At 51.4% G+C, this 19,171-nt stretch carries 25 protein-coding genes; 14 read left to right on the plus strand and 11 right to left on the minus strand.

Annotation, left to right across the window (positions count from 1 at the left end; all coding sequences use genetic code 11):
* The first annotated feature begins 6 nt into the window (after nt 1–6).
* The 14 genes from NQ565_RS12990 to NQ565_RS16985 all read left to right on the plus strand — a co-directional run bounded on the left by NQ565_RS12990 (nt 7) and on the right by NQ565_RS16985 (nt 11,212).
* Nucleotides 7–339 carry a DUF4133 domain-containing protein gene (locus tag NQ565_RS12990; protein ID WP_004291514.1) on the plus strand — a complete coding sequence of 111 codons (333 nt, stop codon included), beginning with the start codon at nt 7–9 and terminating at the stop codon, nt 337–339.
* Nucleotides 336–2,840 carry a TraG family conjugative transposon ATPase gene (locus NQ565_RS12995; RefSeq protein ID WP_004291515.1) on the plus strand — a complete coding sequence of 835 codons (2,505 nt, stop codon included), beginning with the start codon at nt 336–338 and terminating at the stop codon, nt 2,838–2,840. The genes NQ565_RS12990 and NQ565_RS12995 overlap by 4 nt, the downstream gene beginning before the upstream one ends.
* Nucleotides 2,841–2,880: 40 nt before the next feature.
* On the plus strand, nt 2,881–3,261 hold the full coding sequence (locus NQ565_RS13000) for a DUF3876 domain-containing protein (RefSeq protein WP_004291516.1): 381 nt from the start codon (nt 2,881–2,883) through the stop codon (nt 3,259–3,261).
* 23 nt (nt 3,262–3,284) lie between these two features.
* Nucleotides 3,285–3,914, plus strand: a complete 630-nt coding sequence (locus NQ565_RS13005; RefSeq protein ID WP_004304283.1) for a DUF4141 domain-containing protein — start codon at nt 3,285–3,287, stop codon at nt 3,912–3,914.
* Nucleotides 3,915–3,917: 3 nt separating this feature from the next.
* A complete protein-coding gene (gene traJ, locus NQ565_RS13010; protein ID WP_004291518.1) occupies nt 3,918–4,922 on the plus strand; it encodes a conjugative transposon protein TraJ in 1,005 nt (334 codons plus the stop codon).
* A 31-nt stretch (nt 4,923–4,953) separates the two neighbouring features.
* Nucleotides 4,954–5,577 (plus strand): conjugative transposon protein TraK, encoded by a 624-nt coding sequence (gene traK / locus NQ565_RS13015; protein ID WP_004291519.1) that lies wholly within the window; start codon nt 4,954–4,956, stop codon nt 5,575–5,577.
* A 27-nt stretch (nt 5,578–5,604) separates the two neighbouring features.
* On the plus strand, nt 5,605–5,892 hold the full coding sequence (locus tag NQ565_RS13020; protein WP_018697145.1) for a TraL conjugative transposon family protein: 288 nt from the start codon (nt 5,605–5,607) through the stop codon (nt 5,890–5,892).
* The gene (gene traM, locus NQ565_RS13025; protein ID WP_004291521.1) at nt 5,873–7,225 is read left to right on the plus strand and encodes a conjugative transposon protein TraM; all 1,353 of its coding nucleotides are present in this window, start codon (nt 5,873–5,875) and stop codon (nt 7,223–7,225) included. Before NQ565_RS13020 ends, traM begins: the two co-directional genes overlap by 20 nt.
* Before the next feature lie 34 nt (nt 7,226–7,259).
* On the plus strand, nt 7,260–8,246 hold the full coding sequence (traN, locus tag NQ565_RS13030) for a conjugative transposon protein TraN (RefSeq protein WP_004291522.1): 987 nt from the start codon (nt 7,260–7,262) through the stop codon (nt 8,244–8,246).
* Between the two features lie 2 nt (nt 8,247–8,248).
* On the plus strand, nt 8,249–8,824 hold the full coding sequence (locus NQ565_RS13035; protein WP_004291523.1) for a conjugal transfer protein TraO: 576 nt from the start codon (nt 8,249–8,251) through the stop codon (nt 8,822–8,824).
* Nucleotides 8,825–8,831: 7 nt separating this feature from the next.
* On the plus strand, nt 8,832–9,734 hold the full coding sequence (locus tag NQ565_RS13040) for a toprim domain-containing protein (RefSeq protein ID WP_004291524.1): 903 nt from the start codon (nt 8,832–8,834) through the stop codon (nt 9,732–9,734).
* Nucleotides 9,731–10,234, plus strand: a complete 504-nt coding sequence (locus tag NQ565_RS13045; RefSeq protein ID WP_004291525.1) for a DUF3872 domain-containing protein — start codon at nt 9,731–9,733, stop codon at nt 10,232–10,234. The genes NQ565_RS13040 and NQ565_RS13045 overlap by 4 nt, the downstream gene beginning before the upstream one ends.
* Nucleotides 10,231–10,758, plus strand: coding sequence for a glycoside hydrolase family protein (locus tag NQ565_RS13050; protein WP_004291526.1), 528 nt, complete (start codon nt 10,231–10,233; stop codon nt 10,756–10,758). Before NQ565_RS13045 ends, NQ565_RS13050 begins: the two co-directional genes overlap by 4 nt.
* A 64-nt stretch (nt 10,759–10,822) precedes the next feature.
* Nucleotides 10,823–11,212, plus strand: coding sequence for a hypothetical protein (locus tag NQ565_RS16985; protein WP_004291527.1), 390 nt, complete (start codon nt 10,823–10,825; stop codon nt 11,210–11,212).
* A gap of 33 nt (nt 11,213–11,245) precedes the next feature.
* On the opposite strand, the gene NQ565_RS13060 is transcribed toward NQ565_RS16985, so the two are convergent.
* From NQ565_RS13060 to NQ565_RS13110, 11 genes are all read right to left on the minus strand, one after another.
* Nucleotides 11,246–11,554, minus strand: a complete 309-nt coding sequence (locus NQ565_RS13060; RefSeq protein WP_004304290.1) for a hypothetical protein — start codon at nt 11,552–11,554, stop codon at nt 11,246–11,248.
* A gap of 53 nt (nt 11,555–11,607) precedes the next feature.
* Nucleotides 11,608–11,853, minus strand: coding sequence for a DUF6956 domain-containing protein (locus NQ565_RS13065; protein ID WP_004291529.1), 246 nt, complete (start codon nt 11,851–11,853; stop codon nt 11,608–11,610).
* On the minus strand, nt 11,850–12,083 hold the full coding sequence (locus tag NQ565_RS13070) for a DUF3873 domain-containing protein (RefSeq protein ID WP_004304291.1): 234 nt from the start codon (nt 12,081–12,083) through the stop codon (nt 11,850–11,852). Before NQ565_RS13070 ends, NQ565_RS13065 begins: the two co-directional genes overlap by 4 nt.
* Nucleotides 12,084–12,102: 19 nt before the next feature.
* Nucleotides 12,103–12,360, minus strand: a complete 258-nt coding sequence (locus NQ565_RS13075; RefSeq protein ID WP_004291531.1) for a hypothetical protein — start codon at nt 12,358–12,360, stop codon at nt 12,103–12,105.
* 24 nt (nt 12,361–12,384) lie between these two features.
* The gene (locus tag NQ565_RS13080) at nt 12,385–13,716 is read right to left on the minus strand and encodes a PcfJ domain-containing protein (protein ID WP_004291532.1); all 1,332 of its coding nucleotides are present in this window, start codon (nt 13,714–13,716) and stop codon (nt 12,385–12,387) included.
* Nucleotides 13,713–14,129: a PcfK-like family protein gene (locus NQ565_RS13085; RefSeq protein ID WP_004291533.1), complete on the minus strand. Its 417-nt coding sequence runs from the start codon at nt 14,127–14,129 to the stop codon at nt 13,713–13,715. The genes NQ565_RS13080 and NQ565_RS13085 overlap by 4 nt, the downstream gene beginning before the upstream one ends.
* Nucleotides 14,130–14,142: 13 nt before the next feature.
* Entirely contained in the window at nt 14,143–14,364 is a 222-nt protein-coding gene (locus NQ565_RS13090; protein ID WP_004291534.1) for a hypothetical protein, read from the minus strand.
* Between the two features lie 11 nt (nt 14,365–14,375).
* The gene (locus NQ565_RS13095) at nt 14,376–14,591 is read right to left on the minus strand and encodes a hypothetical protein (RefSeq protein ID WP_004291535.1); all 216 of its coding nucleotides are present in this window, start codon (nt 14,589–14,591) and stop codon (nt 14,376–14,378) included.
* 161 nt (nt 14,592–14,752) lie between these two features.
* Nucleotides 14,753–15,139 carry a hypothetical protein gene (locus NQ565_RS13100; protein WP_009126113.1) on the minus strand — a complete coding sequence of 129 codons (387 nt, stop codon included), beginning with the start codon at nt 15,137–15,139 and terminating at the stop codon, nt 14,753–14,755.
* 554 nt (nt 15,140–15,693) lie between these two features.
* Nucleotides 15,694–17,490 (minus strand): PL29 family lyase N-terminal domain-containing protein, encoded by a 1,797-nt coding sequence (locus NQ565_RS13105; protein ID WP_139168189.1) that lies wholly within the window; start codon nt 17,488–17,490, stop codon nt 15,694–15,696.
* Nucleotides 17,491–17,540: 50 nt separating this feature from the next.
* On the minus strand, nt 17,541–18,917 hold the full coding sequence (locus NQ565_RS13110; RefSeq protein WP_016662926.1) for a porin family protein: 1,377 nt from the start codon (nt 18,915–18,917) through the stop codon (nt 17,541–17,543).
* Nucleotides 18,918–19,171: the final 254 nt, after the last annotated feature.

Genomic DNA, 19,171 nt, shown 5'->3' on the forward strand with positions numbered 1-19,171 from the left:
TAATGTATGGCTGAATACCCAATCAACAAGGGTATCGGCCGTCCGGTAGAGTTCAAGGGCTTGAAGGCACAGTACCTCTTCATCTTCTGCGGAGGTCTGCTGGCTCTCTTCGTCCTGTTCGTCATCCTCTACATGGTCGGTATCGACCAGTGGATATGTATCGGCTTCGGCGCGGCATCGTCCTCCCTCCTTGTATGGCAGACCTTCGCGCTGAACGCCCGGTACGGTGAACACGGGCTGATGAAATTAGGAGCGGCACGGAGCCATCCCCGATACCTTATCAACCGGCGGCGGATAACCCGTCTGTTCAAACGACAACGAAAGGAAGAAAGACAATGAGGAATACATCGAAAATGACAACACTGGAAAACAGGTTCCCACTTTTAGCGGTGGAGCATGGCTGCATCATCTCAAAGGACGCCGACATCACGGTGGCTTTCGAGGTGGAACTACCGGAACTTTACACCGTGACGGGTGCGGAGTACGAGGCGATACACAGTTGCTGGTGCAAGGCTATCAAGGTGCTGCCGGACTACTCCGTCGTCCACAAACAGGACTGGTTCATCAAGGAACGCTACAAACCGGAGCTTCAGAAGGACGACATGAGCTTTTTAAGCCGCTCTTTCGAGCGTCACTTCAACGAGCGTCCGTACCTGAAACACACCTGCTACCTCTACCTGACCAAGACAACAAAGGAGCGTAACCGGATGCAGAGCAATTTCAGCACGCTGTGCCGGGGACATATCATCCCGAAGGAGCTGGACAGGGAAACCACGACCAAGTTCTTGGAAGCCTGCGAACAGTTCGAGCGCATCATGAACGACAGCGGGCTTGTCAGGCTGCGCCGCCTCTCCACCGATGAGATTGTGGGTACTGAGGGAAAGACGGGACTTATTGAACGCTACTTCTCGCTCATGCCGGAAGGTGACACCACCTTGCAGGACATCGAGCTTTCGGCAAGGGAGATGCGCATCGGCGACAACCGCCTGTGTCTGCACACCCTCTCCGACGCGGAAGACCTGCCGGGCAAGGTGGCTACCGACACCCGTTACGAGAAGCTCTCCACCGACCGGAGTGACTGCCGACTGTCATTCGCCTCCCCGGTGGGGCTTCTGCTCTCCTGCAACCATATCTACAACCAGTATGTGCTGATAGACAACAGTGAGGAAACCTTGCAGAAGTTCGAGAAGTCCGCCCGTAACATGCAGTCGCTATCTCGCTATTCAAGGAGCAACAGCATCAACCGCGAGTGGATAGACCAATACCTGAACGAAGCCCATTCCTACGGACTGACCTCGGTACGGGCACACTTCAACGTCATGGCGTGGAGCGACGATGCGGAGGAACTGAAGCATATCAAGAACGACGTGGGCAGCCAGTTGGCAAGCATGGAATGCGTGCCGCGCCACAACACCATCGACTGCCCGACACTCTACTGGGCGGCGATACCCGGCAATGCGGCGGACTTCCCGGCGGAAGAGAGTTTCCACACCTTCATCGAACAGGCGGTGTGCCTGTTCACAGAGGAAACCAACTACCGCAGCTCGCTCTCGCCCTTCGGCATCAAGATGGTGGACAGGCTCACGGGAAAACCGCTGCACCTTGACATCTCCGACCTGCCCATGAAGCGAGGTATCACGACCAACCGCAACAAGTTCGTGCTGGGTCCTTCGGGCAGCGGCAAGTCTTTCTTCATGAACCACCTCGTGCGCCAATATTATGAGCAAGGCGCACATGTGGTATTGGTGGACACGGGAAACTCCTATCAGGGCTTGTGCGGCATGATCCGACGCAAGACAGGCGGAGCGGACGGTGTGTATTTCACCTACACGGAAGATAAGCCCATCAGCTTCAACCCGTTCTACACCGACGATTACATCTTCGACGTGGAGAAGAAGGACAGCATCAAGACCCTGTTGCTGACGCTCTGGAAGTCGGAGGACGACAAGGTGACAAAGACGGAGAGCGGCGAGCTGGGCAGTGCCGTGAGTGCCTATATTGAGCGCATCCAATCCGACCGTAGCATCGTGCCGTCGTTCAACACCTTCTACGAGTATATGCGTGACGACTACCGCAAGGAACTGGCACAGCGTGACATCAAGGTGGAGAAGTCCGACTTCAACATCGACAACATGCTCACCACCATGCGGCAGTATTACCGGGGCGGGCGTTACGATTTCCTGCTCAACTCCACGGAGAACATCGACCTGCTCGGCAAGCGGTTCATCGTCTTCGAGATAGATTCGATTAAAGAAAACCGCGAACTGTTCCCCGTCGTGACCATCATCATCATGGAAGCCTTCATCAACAAGATGCGGCGGCTGAAAGGCGTGCGGAAACAGCTTATCGTGGAAGAGGCTTGGAAGGCCCTCTCATCGGCGAACATGGCTGAATATCTGCGCTATATGTATAAGACGGTCAGAAAATATTACGGCGAGGCAATCGTGGTGACGCAGGAGGTGGACGACATTATCAGTTCTCCGGTGGTCAAAGAGAGCATTATCAACAACTCGGATTGTAAAATCCTGCTTGACCAAAGGAAATATATGAACAAGTTCGACCAGATACAGGCGTTGCTCGGACTGACGGAAAAGGAGAAGTCGCAGATACTCTCCATCAACATGGCGAACAACCCTTCACGGCTCTACAAGGAGGTGTGGATAGGCTTGGGCGGCACGCAGTCGGCGGTCTATGCCACGGAGGTCAGCGCGGAAGAGTATCTGGCGTACACCACCGAGGAAACGGAAAAAGTGGAGGTTTACCGTCTGGCGGAGAAGCTGGGCGACGACATCGAAGCCGCCATCCGGCAGCTTGCCGAAAGGCGGAGAAACAAGGAATAACTAAAAAACAGAATGTATCAACCAAAAAAGAAAAACGCGTATGAATTTACCAAAAGTGAAAATGCTGCAAGTCAGCAAGTGCCTTATCGGATTGGCGGTCATGATGCTGCAATCCTGCGACGTGGCCGACAACCGCCGCGACATGCTGTGCGGGAACTGGGAGAGCGTGGAGGGAAAACCTGACGTGCTTATCTACAAGGAGGGCGAAGCCTACAAAGTGACGGTGTTCCGTCGTAGCGGTCTGCGCCGCAAGCTCAAGCCGGAAACCTATCTCTTGCAGGAGGAGAACGGCAACCTGTTCATGAACACCGGCTTCCGCATCGACGTGTCCTACAACGAGGCCACGGATGTGCTGACTTTCTCGCCAAACGGGGACTATGTGCGGGTGAAGCCGCAGCCGGGACATCCGACCGAAGAATAACAACCACTAAAATCCAAAGTAACATGAGAACAAGAATAACAATGATTATCTGCCTGTGCCTGCTTTTCGCGGGCAGGGCAAGCGCACAGTGGGTCGTAAGCGATCCGGGCAATCTAGCGCAGGGCATCATCAATGCCTCCAAAAACATCATCCATACCTCCAAGACCGCCACGAACATGGTGAGCAACTTTCAGGAGACGGTGAAAATCTATCAGCAGGGCAAGAAGTATTACGATGCCCTCAAATCGGTGAACAATCTGGTCAAGGACGCCCGCAAGGTGCAGCAGACCATCCTGATGGTGGGCGACATCACAGACATCTATGTGAACAGTTTCCAACGGATGCTCCGTGACGGGAATTTCAGACCCGAAGAGCTTTCCGCAATCGCTTTCGGCTACACGAAACTGCTGGAGGAAAGCAACGAAGTGTTGACGGAACTCAGGAACGTGGTGAACATCACCACGCTCTCCATGACCGACAAGGAGCGCATGGACGTGGTGGAACGCTGCCACTCGAAGATGAAGCGTTACCGCAACCTCGTGAGCTACTACACGAACAAGAACATCTCCGTGAGTTACCTGCGTGCGAAAAAGAAGAACGACCTCGACCGCATCATGGGGCTGTACGGGAACATGAACGAAAGATACTGGTAGCCTATGAAGTTCGACAACCTTCATCAGATTTTACGTTCACTTTATGAGCAGATGATGCCGCTGTGTGGGGACATGGCTGGTGTGGCGAAAGGCATCGCCGGGCTGGGTGCGCTGTTCTACGTCGCCTACCGGGTATGGCAGTCGCTGGCGAGAGCTGAACCGATAGACGTATTCCCGATGCTCCGTCCTTTTGCCATCGGTCTGTGCATCATGTTCTTCCCGACTGTGGTGCTGGGCACGATAAACAGCATCCTCTCACCCGTCGTACAGGGCACGGCAAAGATGCTGGAGGCGGAAACGCTGGACATGAACCGATACCGGGAGCAGAAGGACAAACTGGAATACGAGGCGATGGTACGCAACCCCGAAACCGCCTACCTCGTGTCCAACGAGGAATTTGACAAGCAACTGGAGGAACTCGGCTGGTCGCCCTCCGACATGGTGACGATGGCGGGAATGTATATCGACCGGGGAATGTACAACATGAAGAAGAGCATCCGCGACTTCTTCCGCGAGATACTCGAACTGCTGTTCCAAGCCGCCGCCCTCGTGATAGACACCGTCCGCACCTTCTTTCTCGTGGTGCTGGCGATTCTCGGTCCGATAGCCTTCGCCCTGTCGGTATGGGACGGTTTCCAAAACACGCTCACGCAGTGGATATGCCGCTATATACAGGTCTATCTGTGGCTACCGGTATCGGACATGTTCAGCACCATACTGGCGAAGATACAGGTTCTGATGCTGCAAAACGACATCGAGCGGATGCAGGCAGACCCGAACTTCTCGCTGGATTCGAGCGACGGGGTGTATATCGTATTCCTCTGCATCGGCATCATCGGCTACTTTACCATTCCCACCGTTGCGGGCTGGATTATCCAAGCCGGAGGCATGGGCGGTTACGGTCGCAACGTGAACCAGATGGCGGGACGAGCCGGAAGCATGGCGGGCAGCGTGGCGGGTGCAGCCGCAGGAAACGCAGTCGGACGTGTCGGCAAATTGCTGAAATAATCAATGTGCAATCATAAATTGGAAAATATAAATGGAATTCAAATCACTTAGAAACATCGAATCGTCGTTCAGGCAGATACGCCTGTTCGGTATCGTCTTCCTCTCGCTGTGCGCCGTGGTGACGGTGTGGAGCGTGTGGAACTCCTACCGTTTCGCAGAGAAGCAACGGGAGAAAATCTATGTGCTGGACAACGGCAAGAGCCTGATGCTCGCCTTGTCTCAGGATTTGTCGCAGAACCGCCCGGCGGAGGCACGGGAACATGTGCGCCGTTTCCACGAGATGTTCTTCACGCTATCACCTGAAAAAAGCGCGATTGAACACAACGTGAAACGTGCCTTGCTGCTGGCGGACAAGAGCGTGTACCACTATTATTCGGACTTCGCGGAGAAGGGGTACTACAACCGCATCATCGCCGGGAACATCAACCAAGTGCTGAAGGTGGACAGCGTGGTGTGCGACTTCAACGCCTATCCCTACCGTGCCGTGACCTACGCCACACAGAAAATCATCCGGCAGAGCAACGTCACCGAGCGCAGCCTCGTGACCACCTGCCGCCTGCTGAACGCATCGCGGTCGGATGACAACCCGAACGGTTTTACCATCGAGGGTTTCACCATCATTGAGAACAAGGATTTACAGACTATCAAACGGTAACAGGACATGAAAAGTATCAGAAAATCAATGTGGGGCATGTATTGGAAACTCCACGACAAACGGAAACGCTTGGCGGCAAGTCTCAAAGGGTATCTGGACGGCTTGCCGCCGGAAACACGCCGCCGCATCGTGCTGGGGATGTTCGCCGCCTTCGCGGTGCTTGCCCTTTACACCTTCGGCAGAGCCGTCTATGACATCGGCAGGAACGACGGCTCACATATGGAAACGGGACACGCCGGACGGGTGGAACTGCCGACCCCGGCGGAAACAGGCAATCACTTAACACCTTATTTATATGGAACAGACAAAGAATGAACCGACGAAAGAGAACAAAGCTGCTCCCGAAACGGGGAAACCGAAAAAGGAGCGCGAACCGCTGACAGAGGCGCAACGGCTGAAACGGCAGAAGATGATCGTGCTGCCCGCTATGGTGTTGGTGTTCATCGGGGCGATGTGGCTGATATTCGCCCCGTCCTCCGGCAAGGAGCAACCGCCGGGAACGGACGGATACAACACCGAGATGCCCGACGCTGACAAGGCGAACCGGCAGATTATCGGCGACAAGCTGAAAGCCTACGAGCATGGGGAGATGGAAGAGCGTCAGGAGAGCCGCAACCGTGCCATCGGGCAGCTGGGCGACATGTTCGACCGCGAGATAGCGGGAACGGAGAACGGAGTGGACTTCGACCTCGCCAATCCGGGCGGCAAGGAAGAAAGGGCAAAGCCAGCCACGCCGCAGACCATCCAGTCCTCCGCAGCCGCCTACCGTGACCTGAACGCCACGCTCGGAAACTTCTACGACCAGCCGAAAAACGACAATGCGGAGATGGACGAATTGTTGGAGCGCATCGCATCGCTGGAGTCGGAACTGGAAAGCGAGAGGGGCAAGGCTTCCTCTATGGACGAGCAGGTGGCTCTTATGGAGAAGTCCTACGAGCTGGCGGCAAAGTACATGGGCGGTCAGAACGGAGGACAGCCATCGGCGGAACAGAGGGCAGAGCCAACTACCGTGCAGAAAGGGAAGAAGAACAAGGCAATGCCTATCAGACAGGTGGAGCATCAAGTAGTTTCTTCACTCTCACAGCCTATGAGTAACGCGGAGTTTGTCGCCGCCTTATCGCAGGAACGCAACCGGGGTTTCAACACGGCTGTCGGCACGGCGGAGGTATTGGACAGGAACACCATACCGGCGTGCGTGCATGGGGCGCAGAGCGTGACGGACGGGCAGACGGTAAGGCTGCGCCTGCTGGAGCCTATGGCGGTGGCAGGCAGGACAATACCCCGGGGTGCGGTGGTGGTCGGCACGGGCAAGATACAGGGTGAGCGGCTCGACATCGAGATTACCTCGCTGGAATACGACGGCACGATTATCCCCGTGGAGCTTGCGGTCTATGACACGGACGGACAGCCCGGCATCTTCATCCCGAACTCGATGGAGATGAACGCCGTCCGGGAGGTCGCCGCCAACATGGGCGGCTCGCTGGGAAGCAGCATCAACATCTCCACCAATGCCGGGGCGCAGCTCGCCTCCGACTTGGGCAAGGGGCTGATACAAGGCACGAGCCAGTACATCGCCAAAAAGATGCGAACCGTCAAGGTGCATCTGAAAGCCGGGTACAGGGTCATGCTTTACCAAGAAAAATATTGAAAACAATAAAAATTACCACTAAAATCCAAAAGTAATGAGAAAAGTAATCATCATGTTTGCCCTCGCTATGGGCATCATAACTGCCAACGCGCAGGAGAATGTAACCGTTGAAACGACCAACGGAAGTGAACAACCGACCTTGACGAAGGAGGTCTATCCGCAGAAGGAGGCGGACGGCGACCTATATCACGGGCTGTCACGCAAGCTGACCTTCGACCGCATGATACCGCCGCACGGTCTGGAAGTGACCTACGACAAGACCGTCCACGTCATTTTTCCGGCGGAGGTGCGCTATGTCGATTTAGGCTCGCCCGACCTGATTGCCGGGAAAGCCGACGGAGCGGAGAACATCATCCGTGTGAAGGCTACCGTAAGGAATTTTCCCAACGAAACGAATATGTCCGTCATCACGGAGGACGGCAGTTTCTACACCTTCAACGTGAAGTACGCCGCCGAACCGCTGTTGCTCAACGTGGAGATGTGCGACTTCATCCATGACGGCAGCACGGTGAACCGCCCGAACAACGCGCAGGAAATCTATCTGAAAGAGCTGGGCAGCGAAAGCCCGATGCTGGTGCGCCTTATCATGAAGTCCATCCACAAACAGAACAAGCGCGAGGTGAAGCATATCGGCTGCAAGCGTTTCGGCATCCAATACCTGTTGAAAGGCATCTACACGCACAACGGCTTGCTTTATTTCCACACGGAGATAAAGAACCAGAGCAACGTGCCTTTCGATGTGGACTACATCACTTGGAAAATCGTGGACAAGAAGGTTGCGAAGCGTACTGCCGTGCAGGAGCAGATTATTCTGCCGCTCCGCGCGCAGAACTACGCCACCCTCGTGCCGGGCAAAAAGAGCGAGCGCACGGTCTTCACGATGGCGAAGTTCACCATCCCCGATGACAAGTGCCTCGTGGTGGAATTGAACGAGAAGAACGGCGGCCGTCACCAGTCCTTCGTGATTGAGAACGAGGATTTGGTACGCGCGGGTACCATCAACGAACTTCAAGTACGCTGACCATGAGAAAGTACATCGCAATAATCATCGCGTCGCTTGCCCTTTTTACAGGGCAGGCGCACGCCCAGCGGTGTCTGCCGAAGATGCAGGGCATCGAGGTGAGGGCGGACATGGCGGACGGCTTCAATCTCGGCGGCAAGGACGGCGGGTACAGCTTCGGGGCGGCTCTCTCCACCTACACGAAGAAGGGGAACAAGTGGGTGTTCGGTGGCGAATACCTGTTGAAGAACAATCCCTACAAGGACACCAAGATACCCGTGGCGCAGTTCACGGCGGAGGGCGGCTATTACTTCAAGATACTGTCGGACGCCCGAAAGATTGTTTTCGTCTATGCCGGGGCTTCGGCTCTCGCCGGATATGAGGCGGTAAATTGGGGGAAGAAGGTGCTGCATGACGGCTCCACGCTGCACGACCGGGACGCCTTCATCTACGGCGGTGCGCTGACGCTCGATGTGGAGTGTTACGTGGCAGACCGTATCGCCCTGCTTGCCAACCTGCGGGAGCGTTGCCTTTGGGGTGGCGACACACGGAAGTTCCACACGCAGTTCGGGGTCGGTATCAAGTTCATCATCAACTGACACGGGCATGGAAAGGACGGAAATAGATGCTGTCAGAAGGATGCCGCTTGCGGATTTTCTCGCACGGCTGGGGCATGAGCCTGTCAGAAGGAGCGGTAACGAGCTGTGGTATCTTGCCCCGTACAGGGGCGAGCGCACATCCTCTTTCCGTGTGAACGTGGCGAAACAGCTCTGGTACGACTTCGGTTTGGGCAAGGGCGGCGACATCTTCACGCTTGCCGGGGAGTTTCTGCAAAGCGATGACTTCATGAAGCAAGCGAAGTTCATAGCGGAAGCCGCCAATATGACGGTTGCCGGATGGGAAAAGCCCGTCTATCTCTCGAAGCCGACCGAATCCGTTTTTGAGGATGTGGAGGTCGCTCCGCTGCTCCGCTCACTGCTGACGGAGTATTTAGAGGAACGGGGCATCCCTTACGCCATCGCATCCCGTCACTGCTGCCGCTTGAACTACGGTGTGCGTGGGAAACGGTATTTTGCCGTTGGCTTTCCGAACATGGCAGGTGGCTATGAAGTCAGAAGCCGATATTTCAAGGGTTGCATACCTCCGAAGTCTGTATCACTGGTAAAGGCGAATGACATCCCGGCTGACGAGTGCCTCGTGTTCGAGGGCTTCATGGACTTTCTCTCTGCCGTGACGCTTGGTGTAACCGGTAACGCTGACTGTCTTGTGCTGAACTCAGTCGCCAACGTGGAGAAGGCGGCGGGATTGCTGGACGGATACGGGCGCATCGGCTGCTTCCTCGACCGTGACGAAGCCGGACGGCGGACGCTTGCCGCACTTACCATGCGATACGGGGAACGTGTCACCGACCGTTCCTCCCTCTATGACGGTTGCAAGGACTTGAACGAGTACCTGCAACTGACAACGAAAAAACAGAAAAACAACCATCTAAAAATCGAAGAACAATGAACATACTGAACAACAGAAACAAGAGAACATCAATATTCAAGGCAGTGGCGTTATGCCTGATAGCCGCCATGTCATTCACCCTCGTGTCATGTGACGATGACATGGACATCCAGCAGTCCTATCCCTTCACGGTGGAGGTCATGCCCGTGCCGAACAAGGTAGTAAAGGGGCAGACAGTGGAAATCCGCTGTGAACTGAAAAAGGAGGGCGACTTTTCGGGTACGCTCTATACCATCCGCTATTTCCAGTTCGAGGGGGAAGGCTCGCTCAAAATGGATAACGGCATCACCTTCCTGCCTAACGACCGCTACCTGCTGGAGAACGAAAAATTCCGCCTGTACTACACGGCGGCGGGTGATGAGGCGCATAATTTCATCGTGGTGGTGGAGGATAACTTTAGCAACTCCTACGAACTGGAATTTGACTTCAACAACAGGAATGTAAAGGACGACGATCTTACCATCGTTCCCATCGGCAACTTCAGCCCCTTGTTGAAATGATGCGTGTATTCATGACAATGCTCTGTTCACTTCTGACGGTCTGTTCTGTGTCCGCGCAGATCAGCCGCCAAGAGGGAACGGACGGGCAGGCGGCAATCTACCGACTGCCGCTTATGGAACGTGCTTTTTTATGCTGCCGCTACTTTGAAGGCTGGCACTCAGAAAAACACTACCCATACGTCGGTTGGGGTCACAAACTTTTGCCAAACGAGAAGTATTCGGCACGAACCATGACAAAACGGGATGCGGATGAACTTTTGCGGAAAGACCTGCGCAAATTTGTCGCCATGTTCCGTAAATTCGGGGTTGATTCGATTTTGCTTGGCACGTTAGCTTACAATGTGGGACCGGCGAAGCTGTTAGGCAGCAAAACAATCCCCAAAAGCACCTTAATCAAGAAGCTGGAAGCTGGTGACAGGAACATCTACCGTGAGTATATAGCCTTCTGCAACTACAAAGGAAAACGCCACGCCATGCTGCTCAAACGGAGAAAGGCGGAGTTTGCGCTGTTGTATATCCCATAAAAGGACTGACAAAACTGGCAAAAGACGTGCCATATTTAACTTGGCACGTCTTTTGCTCTATCACTTGATAGATTATCGTAGGATTTTCTCGTTAATTGACATCGTTGAGCCATTTTTGCCTATCGGTTTCCAAATAACACTTCAAGTTGTAAGTGTTGTGAGAGCAATACAAAACATAGTTATTAACCATAAAAAGTATAGCGAAATTATGAAGAAAGTATTTAGGAAAATTCAGAAAGGAACAACAAAAATGATTGAACGTATCAAATCGTTGGGGGAAATGGAGACGAAGCAGAAATGTGTAGTTCAACGGTTCGAGATTATCATTCCCCTCCACCAAAAAATAACGACCCAATATATAGCCTCCGCAAGTTTTACTTGCGGATTTTTTAGTTATCGCAGATTGGACAAAGGTTTCTTTGCTACTTTCTTTGTCCGCCATCATGCTCACTGAAAGAAAGTAGGGCGGCTCTCGCCGCCCCGCCACTCAAAAGCGTGTGTAAAGTCCCGTCACCATCGTGAACATTTCCTCCAGCATATCAAAATAGATACCCTCGTGTACGGCAATGTCCTTTGTCTTGCACTCAAAGGTCTTTTTGCTGAACGTCCTGCGGTAGAAGCGCATATTGTAGAGGTCTGCCCCTTCGTCATAGATGATGTCAAGGCGGTTGGCACTTGTTTTGTTCCTTGCAAGGCTCATCCGTAAGCCGTTGCCCATATCTATGAAATCACGGCTACCTGTCATGGCGGTGAAGCGTTTTCCGCCTATCTGCTGTAATATCGTCTTGGCTATCATATCTTTTGTTTTTAGGGTTTTAAGTATTGGCGGTGCGGACACCGCCATCCCGTTCAAAATTCTCGCATTTCGGAAATGGGGGTCTGCCGTTGTAGCCACTCTTTCACACATTCCATATTGTACTCGCTCGTGATGACTGCCGTATGGCTGTCGGTGGCGGTGAAACGTGTGCTTTCGTAATCATCTATCCACCCCTTGAGGGTGTCCGTTCCCCACGCTCCGGTATCGTCAAAGATACCGTCCAATGCCGTGATAGGTTCGCTGAACTTGACTATCAGCGTTTGATAGGTCGTGTTCATAGTCTGTCCTCCTTTCCCTTCTTTGCGTTCAGCCACTTGTCCCGTGCGGCTCGGCACTCGTCCAACGTGGGTTTGACACAAGAGAACAATTCTCTGTCTATGGGGTGGCGGTAGTCGTACTGCACAAGTGTCCGCCTGCGTCTTCCGATACCCGATTGGAAACGCTCGTATTTCTCCGTACCTGCTTCCGCGCAGGTGCTTACTCCGTTGATGGTCATTCGTGTTGTCATAATGTTGCTTTTTAGATGGTTAAAAATGTACTGACAGAACTCTGTTCTTCATCACCATTTCGGGGTTGCTTGTGTAGCGTTGGTGCAGGTAGAAATGGTGTGAGCCGAAGCCGTAAAGGAAAAACTTGTCAAGTTCGTGCTTCTCGGCAAACTCCTTTACGCTCTTTCTCAATTCCCCCTCACTCGTTGTGAGAGTGAGGAGGTTCACAAATTCAAGGAACATCGTGGGGATTGCATCATCCCACACACAAATCATACTTTCAATTCTTACTTCCATATCAATGTTGTTTTAGGGGTTATGCTATGCCGCTTTCATCCGCTCACGGATAAGGTTGGCGTTCTTGTTCACAAGGTCTATGATGCGCTCGTGATATTCGGTGTCCTGGTTGTGCTTGCCGTGGCACTGCACCACTTCGAGGGTTCGCAAGTCCACCTCTACGGTTTCAATAATCTCATCGCCAATCCTTGCCGATAGTATGAGGGTGTCGGCTTTCTTGTAGTATCCACTGCCAAACACGCAGATGCCCTGCGTCTTGCCCTCGTTGTAATACTCGTCTATGCTTTCAAGCACCTTGACGATTATTTCCTCGTCCGTGATTACCAAGCCGAAGAATTTGGATTTGTTGGCGATGAAATCCTCCGCATCTTTCTTTCGTTGGAGTTGTCGCTGTTGCTCACGCTCACGCCTTTCAATCTCCCAACGGCGTTGCTCTGCGGCTCTTTCCTTCTCGTGTATGGCTTCAATTTTTCGGGTTGCGTTGTCGTGTGCCGCCATGAAATCTTCGGGACAGATGTTCTTCGGGTTACGGAGGTCTTGACCGAGTTTTTTGAGCATACGCAGATAGTCGCACCACATTGAGAGGTTGTCTATCTGATACTTGTGACGCTTGGCAATCAGATATGATGCCCAACATTCATCGGCAGTACGGGTATTGAAAAGAAAGTGTTTCATGACCTCAATCTCACCGCCTTTCATAAGGGTTTCAATTCTTGGGTCTGAAAGCAAGGCTTTGAAAAGACGCACGGGGGAGATGCCGTGGAAATCGCCCTTGAAGCCGTTACGTCTGAGTTGGGGCAATATCCTCATCTTTGGATATGCACAGCTTCTTGCCACCACATCATCGTATAGGCTGTTGTGCGGTCTTACCTCCATATCGCTGCCTAATGCCCACACATCGCAATAGCAGAAAAGGAAGCCACGGAGCAACGCCATGTCCGTAACCTTGCCGTCGGGTGAAATCCAACGCTGCACGACCTCGTGGCAGTAGAAACGCATCGGTTCGCCTTTCCTGCTCTCGCATCTGACCTGCGCCACGCGGATTACCTGATACCCTTTGCAGGTGGTTATCACGCTGAAATTCTGCGTTTCCTTGTAGATGCGTCTGCGTGTGTCCTGCACTTTGAGTTCGGCATGGCATTTGGGGCAGGTGCAGCCTTCAAGGGTGTCGCATAGTCCGCTGTCGCTGTGCCACTCGTGACCGCAGTCGGAACAGGTGATGTTCCCTTTCTTGGTGCGGTAGCCGATATGCTCAACGCAGTGGCGGTATGCCCAATCTATTTGTGTCGCTGATATGGGGCGAAGGTTGGCGGAAAGTCTTGCCACCTCTTTCTGTATCTTGGTCTTCGGTTTCATAAGCCTAAATCAAATAATGAGGGTTGGGGTTGGTTTTCTTTTCTCGCTGACGGTCTGTGGCGGTTCTGCAACTTGCGGAGTTCCTCCTCTTGGTATTTGCGGACAGCGTTCTGACGTGCCTCCGCCTTTTCCTCTGCCGTGAGTTTCACAACGTGGTTCACAACCACTTGGCAGTCCATCGGTTTGCCCACCTCTATCTCGTTTTCCTCATAGTAGTGGATGGCTTGCCCGAATATCTCTCCGTCCGTGAAACCGTTGCAACCGCTTTTCTGCACATAGTTCAGAATGTGGGTCACGCACTCGTCCATGTTCTTGGCAGGGTTGCGGTACTTCTTTGCAAATAGCGCATCTTCCTCCGCACGCTGTTCCAAGTACATATATATCGTTCTCTTGAAATGGTCTGTTCCTTTCATATCGCTGTCATTTTTAGATTATCTGTTTCAGTATCTCTCTCCAATAGGTCGGCTCTACCTCGCTGAGAAGGAAGTCCATGAAATCCCTCCGTGCGTCCTTGTTCAGTTCGTGGTACAATCTTCGGAAAGTTTCAAAATTGCCGTTGATGTACGTTTCCACCATATACACGAAGATGTTGTCCACCTCGTAATATCTGCACTGCTGCGCTGCCGTCTTGCTGTTTCTTTTTGCCATGTCGGTAAGGGTTAAAGGGTGAATAACCAAAGGATGAAGCCAAAGAAGGCAATGGTGGAAAGGATAGCCACGATTACACCTATCGCCACTCGGAACACTCCGTTTACAATCTCTCTGATGATGCCCCAAAGGATGCCGAACACCCCGAAGGCGGTGCGCATCATCAAGCCGCATATCGCCAACCCGATGTGTTGCGCCATTTGTCTGAAATTTGCCGTTGCCGTCATATCTTCGCTGTTTTTGATTTTTTTGTTTTTAATGCGGATTCAAGAGCTGAGGGAGTTGAGTTTCAAACTATCTTATCTGCCTCTCGTTTATCCGACATTTTTTTTATGCGTCTTTCTGTCGCATCGGTCGTTTTCGTTTCGGGTGCTTGAAAAGGTAGGGATTAGGGAATGCAAGGTTTTTCGGTCAAAATACTACCCGCAGGGCTGGAGATTTTTACCGAAAACAGGAGGCTTGACCTTGCTTTCCCGTCCAATCCCGGAATTACCTTTGCGCCCAGAACGAAAATGACTGACTGATGCGGCTTACTGAAAGGCGCAAAATGGAGGTAAACGAAAACAGAGGCAGATTGTGTAGAAAAAAACTTCAGGGGAAAATCCGTAAAAAAAAGAATCACCAAAAGGAAAAAGACATCACCGGAAGCGTGAAAAGGGCAAACCACAACAAAGGAAGTATGATTGTTTCCGATCCGACGGAACTTGTTCAGCCGGGTGGCAACAATCATTCTTCCCGGTTTGTCCGGCTGTGTGTGGGCGCCTGTTTCATTCATGGGGCAGGCTGACACACTCTGCATTCACTTTCCGCTTCCGGCAAAAGAGACAGCGAAAAAAGAAAAATCATTTGAAAACCCGTAAAAGCACCTCTTGGCATAGGCGCAAAAGAAAGGGGCATTGCTTCATCTGTCTAAACATCGTTTAGGCGTGAGGCAATGCCCTTTTCTCCAGCTATGCGGTAGTCGGCACACGTTTGTTCCAAACTCGTTTTGGGCAATGGTGTGCCGACGGACAATACCGCTTTTACGGAAAATTCTTATGAATGAGGGGATAAAAAACGGGAGTTTATATCAAAATCTCGAATTAAATAGCTACTTTTGCATACGAAGAGTTCTTTGAAGGTTACGCAACGCGCAGAAGGATAATGCAGTAGATAACTAACTAAATCGTAACCTATTACTATCAAGAGCAATTAACCTACGCTCATTTCCAATAAATTACACTCTTTTCGTAACTTCATGGAGCAAAGATACGAAAAGATTGGCGGAAAACGAGGTGATGGTTTATAATGTTTGCCCACGCACGCTGCCAACCGTTTTCCGCCGATGTACTAAAAAGCCAGAACGGCACGTACCCGGTTAGACGTAAGGTCCTTACGGTCCATATTCACATTGCCGCTAAGCATATAGACCATGAACGCAATCTTTTCATTGTACCGATATGACGAGGATGACCAGTAAACCGCCCCTGCCACCTTTTCGGCATCTATGCCCGATACAGACAAGGCGGACAATTTTTCATTGACCGTATCAATATTACTGCCGGGACTGTCTGTACCGCCATACGTACCGGAGTCCGTCCAAGCGGACTGCCAGCCCGAACAAAGAGTGGAAAGCTCGCGAACGGAAGGAAAATACCAACCGCTGCTGCCGGCAGGAGCAGGATTGGCAGTGGCATATTCAGCCACCAATCCGTAGGCTTCGATGAGATTGCCGCTATGACTGTCTTTTTCATTCCATTCTTTCATTTGCAATGTATTGCCATATCCGCATATATCATTCGCATCGGCAACGCTCATACCGGTCGGAGTATAGTTTCGCTGCCAATAAGTACGGTTGCCCGCATCTTTCAAGGCAACCACCAGCCCGTGAATATCATCCGACTTATAATTATCAGCGTTACCGCCACCTAATATTTCCTTCAAATGGCTATCCTTTGCCACAATATCGCCTACATAAAAGACGATGCCGACAGGAATCCTATCGGGATTACCGCTGATGATCTGACCCGAAACAGAACCGTCGCTATAATAGTAATCACCGGATTTGGGAACAGTCAGGGCACGAGTGGAAACCGTTTTACCACCATCCTGCCCTACAAGAGTCACTTCCAAAAGGGTACTTCCGTCCTCCCCTATGCCCACGGGCATTGTCACAGTTACTTTCGCGTCTCCTTTGTAACTGCCGTCAGCATTGAAAGTCGGCTTTGTTACAGCGACCTGCCACGAGCCTGTAGCTGCGCGAGTCTGAATATCCGTATTCGCATCCTTACTGATGATTTGAGCCATAATGGCGGTATAGTCGTTCTTGGAAAAAGCATCAGGAAGTACAAGAGGAATCTCCGTCACCTTGTGGGTAACAACCAGTGCGGCATTCCGTACAGCTTTCGCATCATCACCGATATAAAAAGTCCGGTAAAGGGGAAATGAAATTTCCGTATCGGTTTCTTTTCCATCGGCATCGGTATTGGTTATGATAACAATGACCGGGTCGCTGCTATCATCAACCTTGATAGAGCAGGAAGTGCCGTTTACTCCGTTCGTACCGTCTTTACCCACAGCCTTTACTCCCGTGGGCATCCAGTTAGTAGCGTTGTCGGTGGATATTTCCCATTCATTATTATCTGCATTAATCCGGACTTGCGGGGCAATGGCATCATCACCTTTTACTCCTGCATCCCCCTGTTTTCCCTGTTCACCTGTGACACGCAGGGGGCTACCGTTACCGTCTTTTATATAATCACCGTCAAGTGTCCAGTAATAGATGCCGTTGTCTTCTTTGACACCGATATCAGGCGCATTACCCGGTATTCCGGTAGCACCTGTCTCCCCTTTATCTCCTTTGACACCGTTCTTTATGGTTATGGCTCCACCCTTCATGAAGTTTATCACGTAGCCGGTTCCGTCGGCCAATTCGCTGACACTTGTCACATAGTCATTATCCTCAAGGGCGGAGAAAAGATTTTGCAGACTCGCAATTTGTCCGTTTATTGCCCTTTGCCACTCTTCCAGAGCAGAAAGGCGGGTGTCAAGTTCTGCTTGTTTGGCACGTATTTCATCAAGGTCTTGCTTGGTGCAATTGCATAAAGCAAATGTTGCGGCAAGCAACAGGAATAGAATCTTCTTCATAAGTATAAGTTTTAATTTAATATGGGTTTTAATCAAATGAACGGTTTCTGTCATTTCAAAGTCCAGAGTATGCCGAATTGGGGCATCCACAGGACATTATGGCGTGTATGCCCGTAAGGTGTAGTGATACCATCGAATTTATTATCGGTCATCCACAGGAAGCTGTTCTTCAGTTGCAGACTCCAATCGGAAGCGATACGATAACGGAAACTCAAGGCTCCGCCTAAACCGAGAGAAACCGTATTCGGCCGGGTAATTCCATTGGAAAACCGGGTGTCGGTCGCCTTATTATATATGTCGGCTTTGAAGAATTGCCCATAGACGGTAGGAGTCAGAACAGCCTGGAACCGGCTGTACAAGGCACGGACACCAAGAAAACGATTGAAATATATATCCAAACCCAAACCTATATTTACTACGGATATTTTAGAGTAAAGTTCTTTGTAAGGTCGGGAGCAGTCAGTTCCGTCAGAATAGGCCGTCATACCGGAAGGAGAGAGTTGATAATGCTGTGCATAGTCCCGCGCACCTGCCTTGCCCTGTGCATAGTCTGCAGAAAGATTTGCCCCAAAGAAATCGGAGAAACGGTAATCAGCTTGTAGGCCTGCGGATATGCCAATGTAGGTTTTATCGGCAGACATGGAAAGCATATCACCCCAAAAGAAAGGAATACCGATGTTCAAACCAAGAGTCCAGCCTCGAAAGGAAAAGGTTACACTTGAATCGGATACGTTTGCGGATGTGGAGAGAGGAGATTCCACGTTGCGGTTCGAATAACAGTTGTCAGTAACTGCCGGGGCTTCGTAAAGGTCTACTTTGGAAGTGCAAAGTTCTACTTTAGAAGTGTAAAGTTCTACTTTAGAATCACTACATTTCACATTGTCATTTAAAGAAGAGCCAGGCATTCTTTCTCCCATCACCGGCAGATCATCAACCGCTTTATCTTCCGGCAACACAATGCGTACAAACACTACATCATCCGCTTTCCCGTTGTCGCCCGTGAAGTTTGTAGTATGAAAACAATCTTCACACAAGCCGTTACGCACTATCATTTCCGCTTTTACGCGGTTGCTGCGTTCACGTACAAGACGGCGGTTCTCTTTAGCGACCGATGCAGACCGGCAGAAACCGCTGACAAATACAGGGATATTCCCTGCAAGAATATCTTTCTGATGCTGTTTTAGCAGAGCAGATAATCTTTCCAGCTCTGCACTGTTTTCCTTGTAGGGGACGTAGAACATTCCCTGTTCAGGAACGAAGCGGAATGTGTACAGGCTGTCTCTTTCAGCTCCCTGCATTACAATGTAGGGTGAAAATGATAAAAGTACAGCCAGTAGCATTACCGGCAATGCGGCAAATAGCCGCGCCGATGATGCTGTCAGTAATTTCGTCAGGATACAAATGGAGATGCGTTTTCTTTTCGTCATGTGCCATATTATTAAGTTAAACATACAAAAAACGTGAGTCGCTGTATCTGTTTATCCTACAATCAGGCCTTCGCATTGCCCAGTACTTGGATAAACAACAGCCACTCACGCCATTTTGTATATAGATACGACACTCCCGTATATCCCGGAAGAGAAGTAGATATATAACACAGACGTGAGCGTTGTTGTTATCATCTTCAAGTACTTTTCAAAGTTGCGAAGTTTGATTGTAGAAGATAATTTCAATAACGCTT

It is taken from the genome of Bacteroides stercoris ATCC 43183 (genome assembly GCF_025147325.1).
GTDB lineage: Bacteria > Bacteroidota > Bacteroidia > Bacteroidales > Bacteroidaceae > Bacteroides > Bacteroides stercoris.

What these genes read in the sequence shown, in the direction of transcription:
- NQ565_RS12990 (WP_004291514.1), top strand. Translation starts at nt 7, where the DNA reads ATGGCTGAATACCCAATCAACAAGGGTATCGGCCGTCCGGTAGAGTTC.
- NQ565_RS12995 (WP_004291515.1), top strand. Translation starts at nt 336, where the DNA reads ATGAGGAATACATCGAAAATGACAACACTGGAAAACAGGTTCCCACTT.
- NQ565_RS13000 (WP_004291516.1), top strand. Translation starts at nt 2,881, where the DNA reads ATGAATTTACCAAAAGTGAAAATGCTGCAAGTCAGCAAGTGCCTTATC.
- NQ565_RS13005 (WP_004304283.1), top strand. Translation starts at nt 3,285, where the DNA reads ATGAGAACAAGAATAACAATGATTATCTGCCTGTGCCTGCTTTTCGCG.
- traJ (WP_004291518.1), top strand. Translation starts at nt 3,918, where the DNA reads ATGAAGTTCGACAACCTTCATCAGATTTTACGTTCACTTTATGAGCAG.
- traK (WP_004291519.1), top strand. Translation starts at nt 4,954, where the DNA reads ATGGAATTCAAATCACTTAGAAACATCGAATCGTCGTTCAGGCAGATA.
- NQ565_RS13020 (WP_018697145.1), top strand. Translation starts at nt 5,605, where the DNA reads ATGTGGGGCATGTATTGGAAACTCCACGACAAACGGAAACGCTTGGCG.
- traM (WP_004291521.1), top strand. Translation starts at nt 5,873, where the DNA reads ATGGAACAGACAAAGAATGAACCGACGAAAGAGAACAAAGCTGCTCCC.
- traN (WP_004291522.1), top strand. Translation starts at nt 7,260, where the DNA reads ATGAGAAAAGTAATCATCATGTTTGCCCTCGCTATGGGCATCATAACT.
- NQ565_RS13035 (WP_004291523.1), top strand. Translation starts at nt 8,249, where the DNA reads ATGAGAAAGTACATCGCAATAATCATCGCGTCGCTTGCCCTTTTTACA.
- NQ565_RS13040 (WP_004291524.1), top strand. Translation starts at nt 8,832, where the DNA reads ATGGAAAGGACGGAAATAGATGCTGTCAGAAGGATGCCGCTTGCGGAT.
- NQ565_RS13045 (WP_004291525.1), top strand. Translation starts at nt 9,731, where the DNA reads ATGAACATACTGAACAACAGAAACAAGAGAACATCAATATTCAAGGCA.
- NQ565_RS13050 (WP_004291526.1), top strand. Translation starts at nt 10,231, where the DNA reads ATGATGCGTGTATTCATGACAATGCTCTGTTCACTTCTGACGGTCTGT.
- NQ565_RS13060 (WP_004304290.1), bottom strand. Translation starts at nt 11,554, where the DNA reads ATGATAGCCAAGACGATATTACAGCAGATAGGCGGAAAACGCTTCACC.
- NQ565_RS13065 (WP_004291529.1), bottom strand. Translation starts at nt 11,853, where the DNA reads ATGAACACGACCTATCAAACGCTGATAGTCAAGTTCAGCGAACCTATC.
- NQ565_RS13070 (WP_004304291.1), bottom strand. Translation starts at nt 12,083, where the DNA reads ATGACAACACGAATGACCATCAACGGAGTAAGCACCTGCGCGGAAGCA.
- NQ565_RS13075 (WP_004291531.1), bottom strand. Translation starts at nt 12,360, where the DNA reads ATGGAAGTAAGAATTGAAAGTATGATTTGTGTGTGGGATGATGCAATC.
- NQ565_RS13080 (WP_004291532.1), bottom strand. Translation starts at nt 13,716, where the DNA reads ATGAAACCGAAGACCAAGATACAGAAAGAGGTGGCAAGACTTTCCGCC.
- NQ565_RS13085 (WP_004291533.1), bottom strand. Translation starts at nt 14,129, where the DNA reads ATGAAAGGAACAGACCATTTCAAGAGAACGATATATATGTACTTGGAA.
- NQ565_RS13090 (WP_004291534.1), bottom strand. Translation starts at nt 14,364, where the DNA reads ATGGCAAAAAGAAACAGCAAGACGGCAGCGCAGCAGTGCAGATATTAC.
- NQ565_RS13095 (WP_004291535.1), bottom strand. Translation starts at nt 14,591, where the DNA reads ATGACGGCAACGGCAAATTTCAGACAAATGGCGCAACACATCGGGTTG.
- NQ565_RS13100 (WP_009126113.1), bottom strand. Translation starts at nt 15,139, where the DNA reads ATGAATGAAACAGGCGCCCACACACAGCCGGACAAACCGGGAAGAATG.
- NQ565_RS13105 (WP_139168189.1), bottom strand. Translation starts at nt 17,490, where the DNA reads ATGAAGAAGATTCTATTCCTGTTGCTTGCCGCAACATTTGCTTTATGC.
- NQ565_RS13110 (WP_016662926.1), bottom strand. Translation starts at nt 18,917, where the DNA reads ATGACGAAAAGAAAACGCATCTCCATTTGTATCCTGACGAAATTACTG.